17 protein-coding genes are annotated in these 22,779 nt (G+C 40.4%); 8 read left to right on the forward strand and 9 right to left on the reverse strand.

What is annotated here, in order from left to right:
* Nucleotides 1-105: 105 nt before the first annotated feature.
* The 3 genes from ESV85_RS14920 to ESV85_RS14930 form a co-directional block, all read right to left on the reverse strand.
* Nucleotides 106-738 carry a lipoprotein signal peptidase gene (locus ESV85_RS14920; RefSeq protein WP_146918924.1) on the reverse strand — a complete coding sequence of 211 codons (633 nt, stop codon included), beginning with the start codon at nt 736-738 and terminating at the stop codon, nt 106-108.
* 16 nt (nt 739-754) lie between these two features.
* A complete protein-coding gene (gene ileS, locus ESV85_RS14925; protein WP_146919016.1) occupies nt 755-4,129 on the reverse strand; it encodes an isoleucine--tRNA ligase in 3,375 nt (1,124 codons plus the stop codon).
* Between the two features lie 245 nt (nt 4,130-4,374).
* The gene (locus ESV85_RS14930) at nt 4,375-5,481 is read right to left on the reverse strand and encodes a Fic family protein (RefSeq protein ID WP_146918926.1); all 1,107 of its coding nucleotides are present in this window, start codon (nt 5,479-5,481) and stop codon (nt 4,375-4,377) included.
* Between the two features lie 264 nt (nt 5,482-5,745).
* Here ESV85_RS14930 and ESV85_RS14935 point away from each other — a divergent pair, with 264 nt between their 5' ends.
* Together ESV85_RS14935 and ESV85_RS14940 are read left to right on the forward strand one after the other, a co-directional pair.
* Nucleotides 5,746-6,780, forward strand: coding sequence for a glycoside hydrolase family 43 protein (locus ESV85_RS14935; RefSeq protein ID WP_146918927.1), 1,035 nt, complete (start codon nt 5,746-5,748; stop codon nt 6,778-6,780).
* A 182-nt stretch (nt 6,781-6,962) separates the two neighbouring features.
* Nucleotides 6,963-7,673 carry a hypothetical protein gene (locus ESV85_RS14940; RefSeq protein WP_146918929.1) on the forward strand — a complete coding sequence of 237 codons (711 nt, stop codon included), beginning with the start codon at nt 6,963-6,965 and terminating at the stop codon, nt 7,671-7,673.
* Between the two features lie 106 nt (nt 7,674-7,779).
* Here the strand turns inward: ESV85_RS14940 and ESV85_RS14945 are convergent, their stop codons facing one another.
* Nucleotides 7,780-9,024: a M28 family peptidase gene (locus ESV85_RS14945; protein WP_146918931.1), complete on the reverse strand. Its 1,245-nt coding sequence runs from the start codon at nt 9,022-9,024 to the stop codon at nt 7,780-7,782.
* Between the two features lie 203 nt (nt 9,025-9,227).
* On the opposite strand from ESV85_RS14945, the gene ESV85_RS14950 reads away from it, so the two are divergent.
* Nucleotides 9,228-10,337, forward strand: a complete 1,110-nt coding sequence (locus tag ESV85_RS14950; protein WP_146918933.1) for a TolB family protein — start codon at nt 9,228-9,230, stop codon at nt 10,335-10,337.
* Nucleotides 10,338-10,445: 108 nt separating this feature from the next.
* Nucleotides 10,446-10,637: a hypothetical protein gene (locus ESV85_RS14955; protein WP_191322027.1), complete on the forward strand. Its 192-nt coding sequence runs from the start codon at nt 10,446-10,448 to the stop codon at nt 10,635-10,637.
* A gap of 54 nt (nt 10,638-10,691) precedes the next feature.
* On the opposite strand, the gene ESV85_RS14960 is transcribed toward ESV85_RS14955, so the two are convergent.
* A complete protein-coding gene (locus ESV85_RS14960; protein WP_146918936.1) occupies nt 10,692-12,041 on the reverse strand; it encodes a transglutaminase-like domain-containing protein in 1,350 nt (449 codons plus the stop codon).
* A 199-nt stretch (nt 12,042-12,240) separates the two neighbouring features.
* Here ESV85_RS14960 and ESV85_RS14965 point away from each other — a divergent pair, with 199 nt between their 5' ends.
* Both ESV85_RS14965 and ESV85_RS14970 read left to right on the forward strand, forming a co-directional pair.
* Nucleotides 12,241-12,705 (forward strand): hypothetical protein, encoded by a 465-nt coding sequence (locus ESV85_RS14965; protein ID WP_146918938.1) that lies wholly within the window; start codon nt 12,241-12,243, stop codon nt 12,703-12,705.
* 131 nt (nt 12,706-12,836) lie between these two features.
* A complete protein-coding gene (locus ESV85_RS14970; RefSeq protein WP_146918940.1) occupies nt 12,837-13,763 on the forward strand; it encodes a mechanosensitive ion channel family protein in 927 nt (308 codons plus the stop codon).
* Nucleotides 13,764-13,991: 228 nt separating this feature from the next.
* Here ESV85_RS14970 and ESV85_RS14975 read toward each other — a convergent pair whose 3' ends face one another.
* From ESV85_RS14975 to lysA, 4 genes are all read right to left on the reverse strand, one after another.
* Nucleotides 13,992-15,017, reverse strand: coding sequence for a type IX secretion system membrane protein PorP/SprF (locus tag ESV85_RS14975; RefSeq protein WP_146918942.1), 1,026 nt, complete (start codon nt 15,015-15,017; stop codon nt 13,992-13,994).
* A gap of 3 nt (nt 15,018-15,020) precedes the next feature.
* Nucleotides 15,021-17,063 carry a gliding motility-associated C-terminal domain-containing protein gene (locus ESV85_RS14980; protein ID WP_223276009.1) on the reverse strand — a complete coding sequence of 681 codons (2,043 nt, stop codon included), beginning with the start codon at nt 17,061-17,063 and terminating at the stop codon, nt 15,021-15,023.
* Nucleotides 17,064-17,473: 410 nt separating this feature from the next.
* Nucleotides 17,474-18,517 carry a type IX secretion system membrane protein PorP/SprF gene (locus ESV85_RS14985; protein WP_146918946.1) on the reverse strand — a complete coding sequence of 348 codons (1,044 nt, stop codon included), beginning with the start codon at nt 18,515-18,517 and terminating at the stop codon, nt 17,474-17,476.
* Between the two features lie 228 nt (nt 18,518-18,745).
* Nucleotides 18,746-19,978, reverse strand: a complete 1,233-nt coding sequence (gene lysA, locus ESV85_RS14990) for a diaminopimelate decarboxylase (RefSeq protein WP_146918948.1) — start codon at nt 19,976-19,978, stop codon at nt 18,746-18,748.
* A gap of 212 nt (nt 19,979-20,190) precedes the next feature.
* Here lysA and ESV85_RS14995 point away from each other — a divergent pair, with 212 nt between their 5' ends.
* Both ESV85_RS14995 and ESV85_RS15000 read left to right on the forward strand, forming a co-directional pair.
* Nucleotides 20,191-21,909 carry a sensor histidine kinase gene (locus ESV85_RS14995; protein WP_191322026.1) on the forward strand — a complete coding sequence of 573 codons (1,719 nt, stop codon included), beginning with the start codon at nt 20,191-20,193 and terminating at the stop codon, nt 21,907-21,909.
* The gene (locus ESV85_RS15000) at nt 21,906-22,601 is read left to right on the forward strand and encodes a response regulator transcription factor (RefSeq protein ID WP_146918950.1); all 696 of its coding nucleotides are present in this window, start codon (nt 21,906-21,908) and stop codon (nt 22,599-22,601) included. The genes ESV85_RS14995 and ESV85_RS15000 overlap by 4 nt, the downstream gene beginning before the upstream one ends.
* Nucleotides 22,602-22,779 lie beyond the last annotated feature (178 nt).

The following is a 22,779-nucleotide window of genomic DNA, read 5'->3' on the forward strand; positions in this document are numbered from 1 at the left end:
TGCTCAAATTCAGAATTTAAGCCAATTATCTCCCATAAAACCGCAAAAGTCTTTAGGATCAGATTCTCTGATCCTAAAGACTTTTAGTGAAAATAACGTAAAATACTACTCAGAAATTTGATCTACTTCCTCTCTTACTGACTGCTTAGGATCCGCTGGTTTTTCAGGAAAAAATCTACTCTGAAACACCAGAATCATCGCAACACCAATAAATATAGCAGCATCAGCCACATTGAAGATTGGCCAAAGTGCAGTATAACTACCTCCCCATACTGGAAGCCATTCAGGAAGGTATCCTTCCCAAATATCAAAGTAAAACATATCGACTACCTGACCATGAAACCATGGAGTGGTAGCATTATACGGAGCATTATTTAGCCACACGCCATAGAAAACAGAATCAACTAAATTACCTATTGCTCCTCCCAAAATCATCGCTATACATACTATATATAAGGCTGGCTGTTTTTTATCGATGATGTGATATAGGTAGTATCCAATTCCCACCATCGCTACCAAACGGAATGAAGTGAGTAGCAGTTTACCATAATCAGATCCAAGCTCCATACCGAATGCCATTCCTGGATTCGTAGTATAATGGAGTTTAAACCAGTCACCGAATATTGGTATCTGTCCCGGTGAACCAAAGTCCATCTCGAAATGAACTAGCATCTTCACTGTTTGATCTATGAGGATCACCAATAGCGCGATTCCAAAGTATTTCAGGTATTTATTCATTTTATACGATTTGCTATTAGGCTTTTTCTACCAAAATAGCGAGTTCAAAATCATCCATATCAAGTACTGTTGCTCCATCCAAATCAGCAGATAGCTCTAGTTTCAATGCTTGTACTTCGGTTTGGATATATTCCCCAAAAGACTCTAGTGCATTTTTCACCAACTCATTATCATCAGCGAGGGTGACATTGATCTTGTCTTGTACTTCTAGTCCCATATCCTTACGTAAATTTTGGATACGGTTGACCAAGTCTCTCGCAATGCCCTCTTCCTTCAATTTGTCAGAAAGTGTTACATCAAGTGCGACAGTTACTCCTTGATCTGAAGCAACTGACCAGCCAGGAATATCTTCAGAAGAAATCAACACTTCCTCCAATAGAAGTTCTAGACTTTCGCCGTCTACATCAACCGAGATCTTACCATCTCGCTCAATTTCGGCGATTTCGGTTTGTCCCCATTTATTGATTGCTGCGACTACAAAACGCATTTTTGGACCAAGCTTCTTCCCTAACAGGGGAAGATTTGGTTTCACACTTTTCACCAAGATACCTGAAGCATCATCGATAAATTCAATGTCTTTGATATTCACTTCTGATTTGATCAATTCTTCCAAATGCAAAATCTGAGCTTTAGTCTTCTCTTTCAGGATTGGAATCAAGATTCTTTGCAAGGGCTGACGCACTTTCATCTTCTCTTTCTTTCTCAGCGAGTGAACCAAAGAAGAAATGGTTTGAGACAATTCCATGCTTTCTTCCAAATCTTTATTGATCAACCCAGAATCCGCAGCAACCCAATCTGTCAAGTGCACAGAAGCTTTGGCATCAGATCCAGATTCAGTCAAATTCTGATACAACCAATCTGAATAGAATGGCGCAAAAGATGACATCAACTGCGTAAGCGTCAACAAGGACTCATACAAAGTCTCATATGCCGCCTGCTTATCAGCATTCATTTCTCCTCTCCAGAATCTCTTTCTGGCAAGTCTCACATACCAATTGGAAAGCTGGTCGACCGTGTAATTCATGATCGCTCGAGTAGCTCGTGTCGCATCGTAGTTATTCATCGAATCCTCGACCTCAGCGATCAATGATTGAAGCTTAGACACGATCCACTGATCAAGTTCTGATCTTTCTCCCACTGGAACTGCTTTGGATTTGTCATAGACAAAAGCATCCAAATTCGCATACAGCGCGAAGAAATTATAAGTATTCTGAAGGGTCCCGAAGAAGCGACGTTGCACCTCAGTCACACCATCCAGATTGAATTTTAAGTTATCCCAAGGATTGGCATTGCTCAGCAAGTACCAACGCACCGCATCTGGACCGTATTCTTTCAACGTTTTGAAAGGATCCACAGCATTGCCCAATCTCTTAGACATTTTGTTGCCATTTTTGTCCAGCACCAATCCATTTGCAATCACGTTTTTGAAAGCCACGCTATCAAAAAGCATCACTGAAATGGCATGAAGTGTAAAGAACCAACCACGTGTCTGATCAACGCCTTCCGCAATGTAATCTGCTGGATAGTTAGCTTTGAAAATATCCTCGTTTTCAAAAGGATAATGCCACTGAGCATACGGCATAGCTCCAGAGTCAAACCAAACATCGATCAAGTCTGGCTCACGGAACATCTTTTCACCTTTTGGAGAAACTAAGATCACATCATCCACATACGGACGGTGCAGATCCAGCTCCTTGCCTTCATATGGCGACTTCTCCATGAAGCCTTTTGCGATGGAATCATTGATAGCGGTTTCTAGCTCAGCAATCGATCCTATGCATACTTCTTCTGTTCCATCTTCAGTTCTCCAGATCGGAAGCGGCGTGCCCCAGAATCTAGATCTACTCAAATTCCAATCCACCAAATTTTCCAGCCAGTTGCCAAAACGACCAGTTCCAGTAGCCTCAGGCTTCCAGTTGATCGTCTTATTCAGCTCTACTAATCTATCCTTGTATGCAGTGGTTTTGATAAACCAGCTATCCATCGGATAGTAAAGCACAGGCTTGTCAGTTCTCCAGCAATGTGGATAACTGTGCTCATATTTCTCAACCTTGAAGGCCTTATTTTCATTTTTCAGGATAATAGAAATGATCACGTCGGTGCTTTTGAAGTCCGTCGCACTCTCATCATCCTCTGTGTAGTTTTTTACATAGAAATCATCCACACCATATTCTTTATGGGCAGTGATCGCATGTTCAGCTACTTTATCCACAAGGTACTCACCCACCATCGTGATGAATTTACCGCGTTTATCCACAATCGGAATATCTTTTCCTTGCTCATCTTTGACGAAGATGCCAGGCACATTATTCTGTGCCAATGTTCTAAAGTCATCCGCACCAAAAGCTTTGGCAAGATGCACTATACCAGTACCATCTTCTGTAGTCACATAGTCACCAGAAACTATCGTAAAAGCTGGATGAGGAAGTGCCAAACCTGCTATGGGGAACAATTGCTCGTATTCCCAGCCTAGCATGTCTTTTCCTTTCATTTCCTCGATTACTTCGAAAGGGATCAACTTGTCTCCACCAGTGTAATCTTCCAACTTCAGCTCAGCTGCCTTTGGATTCAAGTAAGCATTCATTCTGGCTTTTGCCAAAATCACAGTGCAAGCATCGTAAGTATAAGGATTGAAAGTCTTCACTTTTACATAATCCAAGTTCTCACCGATTGCTAAAGCCGAGTTGGCTGGCAAAGTCCAAGGCGTAGTCGTCCAAGCTAGGATATAGGTATTTTCCTCACCTTTCAGTTTGAACTGAGCGGTGATGGAAGTGTCTTTTACATCCTTGTACGTGCCAGGCTGATTCAGTTCGTGCGAGCTCAAACCAGTACCCGCAGCTGGAGAATAGGGTTGAATTGTATAGCCTTTGTAGATCAGGTCTTTCTCGTATAGCTTCTTCAGCAAGCTCCAAACTGACTCGATGTAGTTCGGCTCAAACGTGATATAAGGATCATCCAAATCCACCCAATAACCGATTTTCTCAGTTAGGTCATCCCATTCATTTTTGAATCGCATGACCGTCTCACGGCACTTTTGGTTGTATTCTTCTACAGAGATTTTCTTCCCGATATCTTCTTTAGTAATACCCAATTCTTTCTCCACCTGTAGTTCTACAGGTAAGCCATGTGTATCCCAACCGCCTTTTCGCTTTACTTGAAAACCCTGAAGTGTCTTGTAACGGCAGAAAATATCTTTCAGCGTACGCGCCATCACGTGGTGAATACCCGGAGTACCATTTGCCGAAGGCGGACCTTCAAAAAATGTAAATGTCTCCGCACCGTCACGGTTGGTTACTGATTGCTCGAAAATCTGGTTTTCTTTCCAGTACTTCAATACGGACTCCCCTATTTCGGGATAATCCACTTGTTTAAATTCCTGATATGTCTTCACTGTATCCTTTCTTAAGGGCAAGTAGGTGATAATTCATTCCAATTAGCCAGCTCCTATCCACATTGGATAAAGATTAATTTTGGCCATTTTTGTATGCTTTTTAAGGGACTATACCCTCAAAAGCAGGCACAAAGATAGGAGAAATCCCCCTTTTTGGGAGGGTCAATTGGAAAAAATGCCAAGCTATGATTCATGGCGCTCTAGTTTCAATTTGCTAATCTTCAAATTTTACAATCTTTCAATGCCTAAAGCTCCAATTCATAGCTCACACTTCTACCTCCACCTTGTGATGAAAAGACTCCCAATTCAGTCAAAGCCTGTAAATCACGAGTAGCTGTAGCTTTCGAAGCTTTGGTGATGGCGATGTATTTCTTTGCAGTCATCCCACCTTCAAAACCAACTGGTCCTTCAACTAGCATACGGTTGATAACTTTGATCTGCCGTTCATTCAGTACCTTCTTATAGCGGTCAAAAAACTTGACTTTTTGGAGCGTGAAGTTGATCAACTGTTCTGCGCTAAACTGTGCTTGGAAGACAGTGTTCGCAAAGTAATCCAACCAATCAGAGATCTCATTGGAGCTTTGTCCGCTTTTTAATGCCGCATAATACTCGTACTTCTTCGCTTCTATGGCACTAGAGAGACTGATCAATGTCGCATGCCCCAATCCTTGATGCAACGCTTTTTCCGCCAAAGCACGACCAATCCGCCCATTCCCATCCTCGAATGGGTGAATAGACTCAAAATACAAATGAGTAATTGCCGAGCGGATCAGCGGATTGTTTATCGCCTCTGCTTTACCTAGAGCAGTTTCGTTAAACCAAGAAATAAAAGCCGCCATTTCTAAGGGGACTCGAGCCGAAGGTGGCGCTTCGAAATGCACGGTTTCCTTCCCAATTGCTCCTGAAACTACCTGCATGGGCGCAGTATCCGCACGCCATTGTCCAGCTCGCACATAGCGATTGCCCTCCATTAGCAATTCATGCCACTCGAAAAGTGCCTCTGCTGTCAACTCCTCGGCGAAATCCTTTCGCACCTTGATCATCAATTTTGCGATGCCCTTAGCTCGCTGATCTTTGACTAATAAAGGCTGCTCCTCATGAATGCCTAGGTTTTTTTTGATGGAAGACATCACGTCGGGGCGGCTGAGAAATTCACCTTCGATCTCGGAAGTTTTGATTGCTTCCACTACCATCATTTCTAGTAGTAGCTCAGTTTGATTTCCTTCCGACAATCCAGTGAGCACACCAGAGATTTGCCCGGATTTCATGAGAAAATCGAGCAGTATTTTCCCCGACTTACCTTCTTTGAAAGTAAATTTTGGCCAATCCGACTGTTCCCAATTATAACTCATGAGCCGAATATACAACTTATTCGGCTCATAAAAATCAATATTTTGATCCGAATAAATGATTTATTCGGCTCACGAAAAGAAAAACTCCATAATTACCCACTTTTCCACCAGACATAACTTCATTTCATTCACTCTTCTTAAATTTCCCATTCATTTGACTTCAACTAGTATTATGAAATTAAGCATGAATCAAGTGTCACACAGATTGATGATTTTTAAAAATGCGAGATTCCATCTGACCATTAAAAACCTAAAATTAAACAGATGAAACATAGCTATTCTTTATTAGCAGGAAGCCTTGCTTTAGCATTTGCTTGCTCGTCCCCAAAAGAAGTAGAAGAAACAGAAGCTCCAAAACTTTCGGGAAATCCAATTGTCAAAGGCTGGTATGCCGATCCTGAAGGAATTGTATTTGGAGACGAATACTGGGTTTATCCTACTTTCTCTGCTGGCTACACTGACCAACTGCACTTCGATGCTTTTTCGTCAAAGGACTTGGTGACTTGGGAAAAGCATGCAAATATCTTGGACACAGCTGCAATCAAATGGGCTCGACAAGCGATGTGGGCACCAGCGGCAATCGAGAAAGATGGAAAATATTACCTCTTCTTTTCTGCAAATGACATCCAGCGCCCAAGCCGTGATGGCTGGGATCCGACTAATGACATCAATCATTTTGGAGGATTAGGGGTTGCGGTAGCTGACTCACCTAGAGGACCTTTCAAAGACCATATTGGTAAGCCTTTGCTTTCGGAGTTTTACAACGATGCACAGCCAATCGACCAATTTGTATTCAAGGACACCGACGGGACTTATTATATGCTTTATGGAGGCTGGAGTCACTGCAATATTGGTAAGCTAAATGCTGACTTCACTGGCTTTGAGCCTTGGGAAGACGGTGAGCTTTTCCATGAAATAACACCTGAAGGCTACGTAGAAGGCCCGTTTGTATTTATCAGAGAAGGAAAATATTACTTCATGTGGTCTGAAGGAGGCTGGACAAATGACAGCTATAAAGTTGCTTATGCAATGGCAGATAAAATCACAGGACCTTGGAATCGAATTGATACAATCTTAGAATCAGACACTACCATCGCTACTGGAGCTGGCCATAATTCGGTCATTCAAAAGCCAGGAACTGATGATTGGTATATGGTTTACCATAGAAGACCAATTCCAAATGAAGATCGAGATCATCGTGTGACGGCTATTGATGTGATGGAATTCAATGAAGACGGGACAATCAAACCAATAAAAATGACTTTTGAAGGAGTAGCAGCAAATCCGATCTTAGAATAAGCACTTTTAATAAATCTATTCTCTAAATCCAGTTGTGAACTTCGCGACTGGATTTTTTTATTCCGTTTAATTCATAAAAAATATATATTTAAACTACTGAACGCCAACGAATAACTACACTTTTCTAGCGAGAATCAAGACCCTTCAAATCTTGGCTCATTCTTCAATTAAGATTAGTTTTTATGAAGCCTTTTCCAAAACTCTATTTGTGGCTAATTCTGCCATTTGTAATTACATTAATAGGATTCCAAGGCTATTGGGCTGGCTTTAGTAAAGCACCATTTCATTGGCATTTGCATGGTCTTTCTGCGACTTTGTGGTATGTGTGCTTGATCATTCAGCCTTGGCTTTATCACAATCGCCCTATTCAGATTCATAGAAAAGTAGGAATGCTTTCTTTGCTTGTCGCTGGATTTGTAATCGCTTCAGCACTCAATATGATCCTGATAAGCTTGCCTAACATGAGCGAATTCTCACCTCTTTATCCTGTTAGGTACAGCCTTGCTTTTGTAGATTTGATTTCAATTTCTGGTTTCACTTTGTCAGTTACACTTGCCATTGTTTATGCCCGAAACACCCAAGTCCATGCACGATGGATGATCTCTACCGTATTTTGGGTTTTAGCACCAGGAACGGTACGCTTCTCATTCATACCATTAGGCGCAATTTTTCAGCCGAAAGAATTTTCTGATTTCCCTTTTGCATGGACTGATGTATTTATCTGGAATCAGGTCTTAATTGTATTGATTATACTTTTTCTGATGGTTAAAGACTACAGGAAACATCAGAAAATCTATTTCTCCTATGCTTTAACCTTAATTGCAACTGTTCTTTTCATTCCCATAATCAATGGCTTAAAAGACGCAGCTTGGCTAAGGTCGTTTTTTGACTGAAGATCTGAGCTAACCAAAAAAAACAGCCCTGAAATTTAATTTTCAGAGCTTTTTTAAAATGAAATTGAAAGTCATCATTTAGATGCTCGCGTCTTTCCATTAGGTATTACAAAACAACCTTCACTTCCTTTTTCTCTCCTCCTCTTTCATAGCCAAGAAGTACTTCGTCGCCTTTTTTGAAAGCACTCAATGCACGCATGTAACTCATCATGTCCACAATTGTAGAGTCTCCCATTTGCAGGACAACATCGCCTTTCATCAATCCGGCTGCCTGCGCAGGTTTGTCCTCAGATACACCGTCGATTCGCATTCCTTTTCCATCATATAAATAGTCAGGTACAACACCTAGAGAAACTGTAAAGCGCGGAGAATCTCCATTGCTGTCTTTTGTTTTTGTGAAGGCAAGCTTTGGTTCGGTATCCAATTGATCGACCAAACGATCGATGTATTTCACCACAAGTAATAATCCATCGTAATTGATTAATTCCGAATCATCGGAGGGCTTGTGATAATCTTCATGCTGACCAGTGAAAAAGTGAAGTACTGGCAAATCCTGAAGGTAAAAGGAAGTGTGATCGGAAGGACCAACTCCAGACTCTGAAGTAACTAATTTCAAGCTATCGGCATTTGCCAGATCCAATGAAGGAACAAAGCTTGGACTAGTACCAACACCGTTAATCGCAAGCGTCTTTTCAGCATTCAATCGACCAACCATATCCATGTTGATCATATAATTGACTTCGGAAAGGTCAATCGTAGGGTTCTTCACGAAATAATTTGACCCCCAAAGACCATTCTCCTCACCTGAGAAAGCTATAAAAAGAAAGTTGCTTGTATGCTTCTCATGCTTCAAGATTCTGGCTAAAGCTACCAATGCAGCTGTTCCGCTGGCATTATCATCTGCTCCATTATGTATCGCCGAATCTCCTCGGTGAAGTGAACCGCTTCCGCCCATTCCCAGGTGATCAAAGTGCGCACCGATCACGATGGTATTCTCAGATTTGTTATCAATAAAACCAATCACATTTCTACCTGTCACACCTTCTCCATCTGTACCGATTACGGCTTCTTCATGTGGATTCATTGGTTTTGATACAGTGAAAGGCTGGAAATACTCCTCGGTTCCCTTAGGTACAAGTCCGATTTCTTTGAATTCTGCGGCAAGGTATTCAGCAGCTTTTTGCTCGCCTTCTGTACCAATCGCACGTCCACTAAGATCATCTGCAGCCAGAAAAGTAACGTCATCTTTCAAACCATCTTTCAAGCTTTCGTCTGTTGGCGCAGTATTACAGCTCCAAGTGAATATGGCCACCGCAATTGCCACCAAGGTATATTTAGATAGGTATTTCATTTGATTATAATTGTTTTTTAATGGTCAAATAGCCTGTCCCGATTTTTCTTCGGGAGAATCTCGCATGGTTATATCGTTCCAGTGTGTACATCCGCGACATGCCTGTCTGTCTCAGGCAGGCTCGATTTCATGTGATTTGTCATATTTCGTCAAAGATAATAAATGGTAACTTTGCGCAGCAATTCTAAAATTTCAAATTCATAATGAGACAAATCCTTGTTTCCCTGCTGCTACTTTCTTTTGCATGCAACCCAAAAACTGAAGTCCAAACGGAAATTCAAACTGAGGAGCACTCAGCTTCAGATTCTTTGCTTCTGACTCGAGAGGAAATGAAGTATCTAAAAAACATCAAGCAACTGACTTTCGGTGGAAATAATGCCGAAGCCTATTGGTCATTCGACGATTCCATGCTGATTTTTCAATCCGATTATAGCGAATGGGGAGCTGAATGTGATCAAGTGTATTATACCAATTGGCAAGAAGATGATTTGAAAAATAATCAGCCGAAACGATTAAGCACAGGCCTAGGAAGAACTACCTGTTCCTATTTTCTCCCAGACGATAAAAGTATAGTATATGCTTCCACTCATCTTGGTGGCGATAATTGTCCTCCAGTCCCGGAGAGCAGAACAGATGGCAAATATGTTTGGCCGATTTATGATTCCTTCGACATTTTCACAGCTGATATGGAAGGTAATATTACTTCTCAATTGACAAATGAGCCTGGTTATGATGCGGAAGCGACTGTATCTCCAAAAGGAGACAAAATTATTTTCACTTCTTTGAGATCTGGAGATCTGGAGCTTTACACTATGAATATTGACGGTTCGGATGTGAAGCAAATCACCTCTGATTTGGGCTATGACGGCGGTGCATTTTTCTCACCTGACGGGAGTAAAATAATCTGGAGAGCTTCAAGACCAACTTCTGAGGAAGACGTGAAGGTATATAAAGACTTGCTGGCTGAGGGTTTGGTCATGCCGACAAGTATGGAGCTTTATGTGGCAAATGCAGATGGATCTGATGCGAAAAAGATAACCGACTTAGGTAAAGCTAACTGGGCACCTTTCTTTCATCCATCTGGAGAAAAGATAATTTTTGCCTCAAATCATCAAACAGAAAGAGGTTACCCATTTAACCTTTTTATGATCAATCTGGACGGGACTGGTCTTACACGAATCACTCATGACGGGACTTTTGATGCATTCCCAGTATTCTCCAATGATGGTAAATACTTGGTTTTCTCCTCCAATAGAAACAATGGTGGTACTAGAGACACCAACCTTTTTGTGGCTGAATGGATAGGAGGTTAATTATTAAATAATTGCCATTACAAACAACTTGAATATTCTTCTTAACTTAAATCTTCAAATAAAACCGAAACCTCCTTAACTATGAAAAAATTAAAATCATTATTCTCATTGATAATTTTGATTACGCTTTTCTCAGGTATGGCAATCACATCTTGTGGTGGAAAGAAAGATGTTAAAGATGAACAAACAGAAGCAGCGGATCATCCAGCTGATTCAGATAGTTCTGAACATCCTGCCGACGCCGACAGCACAGATCATCCAGCTGATGGAGATACTACCGAACATCCTGCAGAAGATTAAGTTACATCAATCTTGGAATCAAAAAAGAGGCTGTCCATCGACAGCCTCTTTCAGTTACATCTCATTTTTTCTACTGAAAGTAAACTTGGAATTAACCTTTATCTGCTTTCCATCAATCTCTAGATAAGGATACGCCAGGAAATTTATAGGACCGGCTTCAGGACCAGGAGTCAACTTTAGATCTCTTCCTCTACTCAGTTCTATCCTATTGGCGGGATGACGTCCAAAATAATAGGTTGCCAAAGCGGTATATTTATTGGCCTCGGAGATATCCACCGGCCACCATTTGCCATCCGCGTAAAACTCCGCCCAACAGTGGTAACCGTCTATTCCACCTTCATCACGATCCGAAGGGATAGATGCTCCAATAGCAAACCGGGAAGGAATCCCCACAGATCTAGCCAGAGAAATAAACAGAGAATGAAATTCAGTACAGTTTCCAGTTTTACTATCACAGGCATAATAAGAATCACCATTTCCATAATTTCCCACCTTGGCATATTTCATATTATCAATGACGTAATCATAGAGCGCACGAGCTTGGATCAAATGAGAATCATTAATCTTCTCTCCAAGTGTTTCTTTAGCTATTTGCTCAAACTGCCCACCCGTTGGCATGAGTTTAGTTGATCCTAAATACAAGGAGACATCAGGATCAGGAGCATTGTATGGCCCTTTTTCTTTCCTTTTTACGTGGTAGGCAAGTGAGATTTCCTCACCAGAATTTTCAGGACCAAGCTCTATAAAAAGAAGTTTGTTGCCATAGTTTTCCTCACGTATTTCTTGTGTGCCTACAGGCACTTTCTGTGAGATCAATTCTACCTGCTGAAAATCATCAGATTCCCCAACAGGAATCCACATTTTAGCAGGTCCATCCAAGGTCGGTACTTGGGCGGTATAGTAAAAAGTAAATTCATCACCACCTTCTATTACTCCAAGAAGCCTGTTGTTAGATTCTGCCATGGCCACCTTATACCATGTTTTATCCTCCTTGTTTTGCTTCCAAGAATAGTATGGCTTGCCATTGAACTTATGGACAGACGTAGAAGTGACACCCATAGCTCCAGGATCTCCTTCCATAAAAAAATCCACATCATAGACATCGCCACTTTCATCTACCAGGTCAACACAGGCAAAATGGCTTTTGGGGCCTAGCCTGGACAAGTACTCGGTATGTACCCTGACCAGTTTCATCTTCAAATCATGGTTCTCATCTTTTACAGGGAATACTCCACCATTCTTTTCCGTTTGGTCAGCTATAAACACTTTTATGCCCTCTTCGATCTCATCTATACTTACTCTCTCTGTAGTTTCAGATTTTTCTTCCTTTACTTCTTCTTTGCAGGAAAAAAGCAAAATGGATCCAAACAGAATAATGATACTAGAGATTATTTTTCTTTTCATTGTATTTCGGGATTTGGGCTAAAGATAGTAATCATTGCTGATGCATGTCAACTAGTATTAAAGTGTTACTAGTTTATCAAAGTACGTTGCATCTTTTTTAAGTTACCTAGTAGAGGGACTATTGTTTGAAGCAACGGGAAAAGTCTGGATTTGGCGGTCTTTTTGTTTATCATATCATCTAACCTACTGGAAAGTCATCATGAAAGCTCTAACAACAGTTATTTTCGCTTCATTAGTATTTGTAGCCTGTAAAGCCCCAAAAGAAGATTCCCCAATTGAAGTGGCATTTTCCCCAGACGCTGAACACATTGAAGAAATCAATACGGAATGTTTCAGGTATGTTGGGAATAAAGACACTGTTCTACTTACCACTCACATTGACGGGACAAATATCACTGGTACCCTTGATTATGTGCTGTTTGAAAAAGATAAAAACAGCGGAACAATCGAGGGAGAAATTAGAGATAATAGGATAATCGCCGAATATACTTTTATGTCAGAAGGAGTTACATCAAAACGCCAAGTAGTCTTCAAGAATACTGAAGATGGCTGGAAAGAGGGTTACGGTGAAATGAAGACCGTGGATGGGATTCCTGTTCAAGTCAATATAGATTCGCTGGATTATAGTCACCAGATGGCCTTAACTCCAATTCCCTGCGACTAGAATCAATTCAACTCAGTTTTGACTTTCTCACGTCAATTTCCTAATTTCTAAACTCAACCCACCCAAAATCACCTTTTTCAGTGGCTGAAAATTTCAGTCCATATACTACAAATCCTTTTTAAATTGAGTTTATGAAATACTATACCCGCTTGGTTCTACCCTTACTGGTGACGCTTGCTCTTGGCTTTTCCAAGCTTTATTTTGGAGAAGAGTCTAAAGACTGGGTAGGGATATGGTCTTATTTACCTCACATCAATACGGTATTAATTATTTGCGGCTTTACTTGGTGCCTGCTAGTATTAATGCAGATTTTGAAAAAACTCTTCATCAAACAATATGATATTTCACAAGAGGACAATCTAAAAGCTAGGAAGGTTTTAACTCAGATAAACATCCTAGTGAAGGTGGCCAATTTTATAATTATACTGCTTGGTATAGGATTGATCTTGATTTCTTTCGAATCAGTCAGAAAAGTTGGTGTTGGCTTCTTTGCTTCCGCTGGAGTAGCTGGAATTATCATAGGTTTTTCTGCACAGAAAGCTATCGGGACATTGATTGCCGGAATTCAAATAGCTATTACCCAGCCCTTCCGTCTTGAAGATGCGGTCGTGGTGGAGGGTGAGTGGGGATGGATTGAAGAAATCAACTTGAATTATATCGTAGTAAGAATTTGGGATCTGAGAAGACTTGTGCTGCCGACTACTTACTTTTTGGAAACACCTTTTCAAAACTGGACCCGAACCTCAGCGGATTTGCTCGGCTCAGTTTTCCTATACACAGACTACACGATTCCTTTCGATGAGCTACGGAAAGAGTTGGATAGAATTCTAGAAACCACTCCCCTTTGGGACAAAAAAGTCAAAGTCCTACAGGTGTCAGACGCGAAGGAATTCACCGTAGAAACGCGAATTTTGGTCAGTGCCAAAAACTCACCTACAGCCTGGGATTTACGTGTATTTGTAAGAGAAAAAATGATAGAGTTTATTCAGAAAAATTATCCAGAAAGTCTTCCTAAGACTAGAATTGAGATGACACAAAAGGACATGAGAGATACATGACTTATGAGCTATTAATGTATAGCCACTTGACTACGGTTGTTCCATGTATTTTTTCGGGAGCATAGTTGCTTTTTTCTCGAAAAGGCACCTATTTAATAGAAGTGATGCGGATGGTGGTGTTTAAAGGAAGTGATTTTCAGGATATCTCAAAGTATTTCCTGATCATGATCGGCTAAGCAGTATTCTTCAATACTTGGGCAATATTGAATTATCGAAAAACTTCCTAAATCAATATTTAAAGCAAGGCATAGAGGTTGTTCTGCCTGCTCCACGCTTATTCGTAGCAAGGAAGCTAAAACGCATACTGATCTCATGTGCGCCACCTGTATTCGCATTTCCCAAAGATGACAAGGTGAAATCATGGCTATAGCCAATGTCTAAACCTCCACCAAGAGATATCCCTACTAGGCCAATGATCGCTTCGTGATTTGGCATATCATCTTTCTGTACAGGAATTCCTCTATACCAAACTCCCAAAACAAGAGGCTGAATATTAATCTGAGCTCCCATATCTAGTTGAGAAAAAGCACCTTGATTCTTATAATTAAATGCTAAAGTCAATTCTCTTGTACCAGTTCTTTGGTTCAAAAGCTGAGATGAAGTGCCACCAGAAAGGTCAAACTTCACTCCTCCATGTGCAGATACCTTAATAGGTAGCTTACTATTTTCACCATCGATGAAAGAGATGTTTGGCTGAGTCAAATGATGTCCAGCTAAACCAAACCAGATATTTTCATTGTGATACACCATGCCAAAGCTATAGTCCATAAACTGATGACTGATGCCGTCTCCAAGACTTTCTCCACTAGTACCACCTACGGCACCAGTCTGGTCGTTGATCTGACTTCCAAAAACCATATCTCCAAAGTACGCATCGCGGTCCATGTAACTCACCTGACCACCCATTCTCAAAAATGATCTAAATCCCAATCTCATTCTATAGGAGTAGGTAGCTCCGATCTCTGTCATGCTTAGATTTGCCATGCTTTGCTCAGATCTGTTTACAATCAGACCAACACCACTATTTGCACTGAAGATATAATGATCAGCATAAGCGGAATAGGAATTGAATGACTGATCAAGACCGGGCCATTGGTTACGGTAATTGACACCAATTTGCGTCATCTCTGATGCACCAGTCATAGCGGGATTTAGATACAATGGAGCGGCATAGAACTGCGAATATTGAATATCCTGAGCACTGAGGTTTAAGCTTAGTAAGCTTAGGGCGATAAGCAGATATAAATTTTTCATTTTCTATCGTATTAGGGTGACCCCTCCAGTTCGAGTGAATTGCTCACCATCTCTGGAAGTGTAAGTAATCTGGTATAAGTAATTGCCAGGGGGTGAAATCTGACCTTGATATATACCATCCCAACCCTTGGACTCAAGACCTGAAACGGAATACATTTTTTCTCCCCATGTATTGAAAATATCCATGGAGAAGGTGGTAACGGCTCTGAGCTTAGGGATAAATGTGTCGTTCAGGCCATCACCATTTGGAGTGAAAGCATTTGGTATGGTAATAAACTCTAGAGGTGTATTTACTTGAATGATATTTTTCTCAATACTAGAACAGCCGTATATATCATAAGCAGTAAGGGTGACTTCGAACATTCCTGATGCTTGGAAAATGTGAATTGGGTCTTTATCCTTAGAGGCATTGCCATCTCCAAAAGACCATTCCCATCCTATAAAATCATCTGAAATAACACTTTCAAAAATGATTTCTTCATCTACTTGTACTTCAGGCTCACTGCTGATTTCTAATTTCCTATAGTCAAAATCCAATCTTCCAGACTTATTGATTTGACTAGGAAAATTAACACGGACTTCAGTTTGAGAAGTACATCCCAAGGCATCAGTAACCCGCACTTTTAAGCTTCCGGAAGAATGGAAATTGATCTCTCGAGTAGACTCTTCGCCTGAACTCCAACTGATTTGGTAAGGCTGCATTCCACCTTGAATAGAAACCCAAGCTACTCCTGTAATAGCTCCGATAGCACAATCAACATCTAAGGTTGTTTCGATTCTTGCTTGTAAAGCTTTTGCCTCCTCTATGGCAAATGATTTGGATACATTACAACCACTTTCATCAGATACAGAAAGGTGATAAGTCCCTGCAGGTAAATTTTCACGATTTAACCCAGCGGATGGATCATCAGACCACTTAGTGGTATATTTTCCTGAAGCTCCTTTTATAGCTAAATGAATAGACCCCGCACTTGAACCAGCGCATTCTGAGTTAGTTTGATCGAGTATCTCTATTTCCAGAGCGGAATCGGTACCCAATGCGAATTTCTTTTCAACCGTGCATCCTATGGCGTCGGTTACAGTTAAGGAGTAATCGCCCGCATTGACATCAGTTAGTCTGGAAGTGTTCTGACCATTGCTCCACTTATAGGTGTAAGGTGCAGTTCCACCTTGCACATTCACTTGGATTGCTCCATTACCAGCACCAGCACAACTCTCAGGCTGAATAGTTTCTTTAACTCCCATCTGAGTAGCCGCCTTTACAGAATAAGATGCTTGGAATGAGCAACCGGTTAGATCTTTTATTATTACACTATAGTCTCCCGCAGTAATATTGTTAAGATCTTCGGAAGTAGATCCGTTGCTCCATGTATAGGTATATGGCGCTTGACCTCCTTTTACACTTAGGTTTATAGAACCATTGCTTTGACCAGAGCATCCCAGATCCTGAATGGACTCAGAGACTTGCATTCCTTCTGACGCAGCCTTGATTTCGAAAGTAGTGGTAACATCGCAGTTGAATTTATCTGCAACGGTGACAGAATAAAATCCTGGTTCCAAATTGGTAGCTTCCCAAGTATCCGTCAGTCCATTACTCCAGGTAACTTTATAAGGCTCGCCTCTTCCTACTTTCACGCTGATCTTTGCAGATCCATCTTTACCCGAACTACAGCTAGCATCTGTCTTCTCTACTGGATTTAGAATCAAAGGGTAAGGAGGTTGAACAACAATTCTTTCGGTATGGACTGTACCGACCGCATCAGTAATTACTACTGTGTATGTTCCTGAATAAAGGTCCGTACGGTCTTTGGTAGTTTGTAAGGTATTCCAACGATAAGTATATGGAGCTACTCCACCTTGCACATCGAGTATGATATGTCCTTTTTCAGCATGAGAGCAAAGAGCAAGCTTTCCCGAAACCGCAACTGTTATTCCTTTCGTAGCTAAAATTCTATTGTTCCCAAAATTGAGTTCACCTCTTTCAACAGCATACTGTGCTGAAACAGTAAAACTGATCATCACACTCCATAAGAGTGGGAGTATCATTAGGCAATATGTAGGATATACCTTTTTCAAGAGTTTTGTAGCTGTTGGAAGTTCGACGACTTTTCAACTTTCTTAATTTGTCTTACAAACGAGGATTAGTGTATTTCATTTTTAAGAACATTATTTTATGTAAATCATATACAACAAAATGATATTCTTATTTAAATGGCTTATACCGAAATAAGTATAGAAATATTCTTAAAAACAACCCTTGGCAGAAAAGTGTCTAAAACGAAATGCGCCTTAAAAAAGTATTACTTTTCTTAAAATATTGCCATAATCAAAAAACATGTCAAATGATGCTTTTTTGTGATTACCAAAAAAAAAAGCCTGTAAAACAGGCTTAGAAAAAAAAATGTGAATTTTTTAAAGTTTTTTCTTGACAAACGATAATTATGTTATCAATCAGTCTAATACTTGAAACAAGGGATAGTTCTTCCTCTTTGGTTTCTGCTTTTGGCATCGCCCCATAAAAATGTATAAGTAAGCGAAATCTCATGTGCTCCACCACTATTTTTCAACCCCAATTTGGAGATAGTTGCATCATAAGAATAGCCAATATCCAGTCCACTCTCAAGTGATACTCCCACCAATCCTATGAAAGATTCATTATTTGGAAGGTTGTTTTTAGTCGGAAGTCCTCTGTACCAAACACCTAAAACCAAAGGTTCTAGGTAGAACTGCGCTCCTACATCTAGCTGATTGAATGGATCCTGTTGCTTGTAATTGAAAGCAAAAGAAACAGATCGCTCTGAATAGGCATGTGTAAAGTAATTTCTGCGTCCACCTCCCAAGTCAAACTTTATACCACCTTGAGCAGATAGTTTCATTGGAAGCTTTGAGATTTGCCCTTCTACAAACGAAGTATTGGGTTCTGAAATATGATGAGCAGATGCTCCTAGCCAGATTCGGTTTGAGTAAAACATCCCCCCTACACTGTAATCGACAAAACTGTAGTGACTATCAATCGGAATCCCATTAAGCTCGTCACTTATGCCTCCTATAGTACCATTAATGATATCGATCTGAGTACCAAACACAAGGTCTGAAAAGAATGCATCTCGCTGCATATAGCTCACCATTCCGCCAATTCGGAAAAACATGTCCTCACTTAGCTTTAACCTATATGCATAAGACAATCCTATTTCGTTGGTTGAGAGGTTAGCCATACTTTCTTGGCTCCCATTGAATATCAAACCAATACCACTGTTGTAATCAAAAATGTAGTGATCAATGTAAGCTGAATAGGAATTGAAATTATGATCTAACCCTGGCCACTGATTTCGGTAATTAACACCTACTCGTGTAAGCTCACTTGCTCCTGTGAGGGCAGGATTTAGATAAAGAGGTGCAGCATAAAATTGAGAGTACTGGGTATCCTGAGCTATTACATTAGAAAAAATGCAACTAATAGCCCCTAAAATAATGAATACGCCGATTGTTCTCTTAAACATAGACAACTACACCATTACCACACACTAATTTAAGAATTAGTAAAATGGCTTAGGTTAAATAATTATGATTTAAAGATTTGAAATTACTAGGGCTTATGATTGGGGCTTTCAATCAATCGAATTTCAAATCAATTCAAACTGAGAAAGGCTACCCGCAGCACATTCTCAACTTGACTTATCGGTATTCAATAATTATACCAAAGGGAATAAAGAGAAGGAATTAGCAAATTAAATATCCAAAATAACCTGATGTCTGATCAAATCCTCAAAAATCTCTCGCTCACGAATCAATTGGGCTTTGCCTTGCCAAACCAAAACCTCAGCCGGTCGCAATCTTGAATTATAATTGGAAGACATGCTAAAACCATATGCCCCAGCATTTTTGAACACCAAAAAATCTCCTTTCGAAACTGAAGCTAGCATTCGGTCTTTAGCTAGCGTGTCTGTTTCGCAGATATACCCTACTACATTATATGGCGTTTGATCTCCCTCAGGATTGCTCAGATTATATACATCATGAAATGCATCATACATCATCGGTCTGATCAGGTGATTCAACCCAGAATCTACCCCTACAAAAGTGATCTGAGGGGTCTTTTTAACCACATTGGACTCTACGATAAGATAGCCCGATTCACTAACAAGGAATTTTCCTGGCTCAAGCCATAGTTCAAGCTGTCGACCGTATTTCTCACAGAATTCATTAAATGCTGCAGACACTTTTGTCCCAACTTCTGCAATATCTGTAGCTGGATCACCGGACTTATACGCCACTTTGAATCCTCCCCCAAAATCCAGAAAGGCAAGATCAGGAAAGTTCATTGCAGCTTCAAACAACACATTTCCTCCCCTCAAGAATATCTCCGCATCAAGAATGTCCGAACCCGTATGAATATGGAGCCCCTTGATTTTAATATTAAATTTCTTCACCACCTCTATAATCTCAGGAAGTTGCTGGATCGAAATACCAAACTTGCTCTGAATATGGCCCACGGATATTTTGGCATTTCCTCCCGCCATGATATGTGGATTGATCCGGATGCAAGCAGCCACCGTATTACCATAAGTCGCCCCAAACTCTTCCATCAGAGGAATACTATCCAGATTAACTATGACACCTAACGCCACAGCTTCCTCCACTTCGCGGAAATTAACCCCACTTGGAGTGTACATAATTTCCCCAGCAGTGAAACCTGCCATCATACAGATTCTTATTTCCTCTATTGATACTGCATCTACACCTTCTCCAGCCTTTTTCACCAACTTCAAGATATTGATGTTGGAAAGTGCTTTAGTCGCATATTTGATTTTCAATGGAACGGTAGCGAAGGCAGACTGAAGGGATTCGATTTGACTTACTATCTTGTCTCCGTCATACACATATACTGGAGTACCGAATTCTTGAGCAATAGACTCTAGGTTAATTCCCTGGAGCTGAATAGGATGTTGAGATGCTGACATTATCTGAAATTTGCGGGCAAAGATAGCCAAATAACAAAAAAAGGAGGCCTTTGCCCCCTATTTTCATTAGTTATAGTGTAATTAAGAAAACGTAGTTTTCGAGCCTAAATATAGAGGAAGGAGTTGAATTTGAGCTACTGCTCACTCACCTTGAGGCGGTTAAATATTGTTAAGCTGTCTTTACAGGCTGATTATAGGTTTAAATTTGTCCCATGTCGAAAAGTAATATCATCCTCATCGTCGTCTTGATGTCCCTTGCCAGCTTCGGTCTGATGGGATTCCAATTCTATTGGGTGAAAAATGCAATTCGAATAAATAGAGAGAGATTTGATCAAAATGTGCATCAAGCGCTTACTGGCACCATTGAACAATTAGAGAAAGGTGAAAATTCTGATGCCTTTTTTAGCTTTTTAATCCAGGACTCTTCCATACAAAAATCCCTATTTGAAAAAATAGACCCACTAGAATTACAAATTCGATCAAGACCAATGCAAGGAAGAAGACCTTCCATGGTAGATACTTTTTTCCAAGAGCCAGCCCCCCAAATCAGTCAAACTTTTAAACGAATTCTAGAATCTAGAGGCTTAGATCGTAAAGTGCTGGACGATTTGGAAACCTTCTTTACATACCTAACTCCTGAAATAGCCTCAGAACTATTTACGGCAGATGAAATGCAAGTATTACTTGACGAAAAAGAACGTCAACTCGCATACTTAAATCGCGTCGAAAATTCCAATACAAAAAACACAAATAGAGCTTTGCCAACTTTAAGGGACATAATGCCTGAAATGAATCTTAATCCGGATGCGGTGGAGAAAATTGCCAAAACCAATATGAAGATCGAGTTCTTCAACAAAATGTGGGATGAAATGGCCGCTGGCCAACAGGCTATTTTAGATCGATTGGATACCGCGCAGGTGCGAAAACTACTTAAAGGATACCTACTTGAACAGAATATTTCTGAAAATTTTGAGCTGGGATTACTAAAAGAAGACGGCTTAATCATGCCTATAGGCAATGTAAAAGAGCAGTTTACCTTAGTACAAAAAGGAATACAGGCCAAGCTTTTCCCCAATGATATTTTGGGCAAAAACAATTACCTATACGTGTATTTTCCAGAAAAAAGCACACATGTGATCCGTGAGGTTTGGTTGCCTATTTCAAGCTCTCTCCTTTTTATAGCGGTGATTATTTCTTGTTTCATCTATGCTATTAAAGTTATCATTCGACAGAAAGCACTTTCTGACACCAAGAATGATTTCATCAATAACATGACGCATGAATTCAAGACACCTTTGGCTACCGTGAGTCTAGCAGTGGAGGCACTTCAAGATCCCGAACTTTCCAGTCAGGACAAGTTCCGTTCGAGATATCTGGGGATTATCAAGGATGAAAACAAGCGCTTAGTGTCACAAGTTGAAAACGTTCTTCAGGCCGCTGCGTTAGACAAAAAGGATTTCAATCTGAAAATTGAATTGTTGAATCTAGCAGAGATTCTGGAAAATACAGTAGATCATTTTGGTCTTCAAGTGGAGAAGAAAGGCGGACAAATCACCTTTATCAACTCGCTAGAGGCTCCTATGATAGAAGGTGACCTTTTTCACCTCTCCCATATTTTCAACAATCTGCTGGATAATGCAAATAAGTATTCCCCCGAAAATCCTTTTATAACCATCGAAGCTAAAGATGATGCAGATCAAGTCTTCATCACGATCAAGGACGAAGGAATAGGAATGAATAAAGACGCACAACGGAAAATTTTTGATAAATTCTACCGAGTTCCTACGGGAAACGTACATGATGTCAAAGGCTTTGGTCTTGGATTATCTTATGTTAAAACCATGCTGGAAGCTCACAAAGGCGGGATTCAAGTAAGTAGCGAACTTGGAAAAGGAAGCTCATTCACCATTAACTTACCAAAGAAACAATGAGTAAAGCAAAACTATTAGTGGTCGAAGACGATCCAAATTTGGGAGATATCCTACAGGAATATTTGGAAATGAAAGGATATGAACCTACGCTTTGCCGGGACGGTGAAGAGGGTTGGAACAAATTCAAGAAAGGAAAATTTGATCTTTGTCTTCTGGACATCATGATGCCGAAAAAGGATGGTTTCACCCTGGCAAAAGAGATTAAGAAGGTAGAGGAAAACCTACCTATTCTTTTCTTAACAGCGAAAAATCAAAAAGATGACATCATTGAAGGTCTCAAAATAGGTGCTGACGACTATATCACCAAGCCGTTTAGCATGGAGGAATTGCTCCTTCGCGTAAATGCAATTTTGAAGCGAACTCACAAAAGTGAAGAGATCAACCCACTAAAGGTTTACTCCTTTGGAGGCTTTGTACTTCACTACGACGAGCAATTTTTAGATGGACCAAAAGGTCGTCATAAACTGACTTCGAAGGAAAATGAGCTAATCCGCTTACTTGCTTCTGAAATCAACAATTTGGTAAACAGAAGTCATGCTCTAAAACAAATCTGGGGAGACGATAGCTATTTCAATGCGCGAAGCATGGATGTGTATTTAAGTAAAATCAGAAAGATTCTAAAAGACGATCCAAAAGTTCAGATCATCACCGTTCACGGTGAAGGCTTCAAGTTAATCGTGAGTGAAGGATAAGGAATGGCCTGATCTCGGATGTTTTGCTAATGTGACTTAACCATGACAGCATAAAAACAGAAAGCCGGAGTGATTTACATCGCTCCGGCTTTTGAGTTTAATGCAATATGGAATTATTGCGCTCCTTCAGAGCTTTTAGAAAGGCAATTTCACGACATGATCCCAGCCCTATCGAGCT

Origin of the sequence: Algoriphagus aquimarinus, assembly GCF_007997215.1 — a bacterium.
In the GTDB taxonomy this organism is placed as follows: domain Bacteria; phylum Bacteroidota; class Bacteroidia; order Cytophagales; family Cyclobacteriaceae; genus Algoriphagus; species Algoriphagus aquimarinus_A.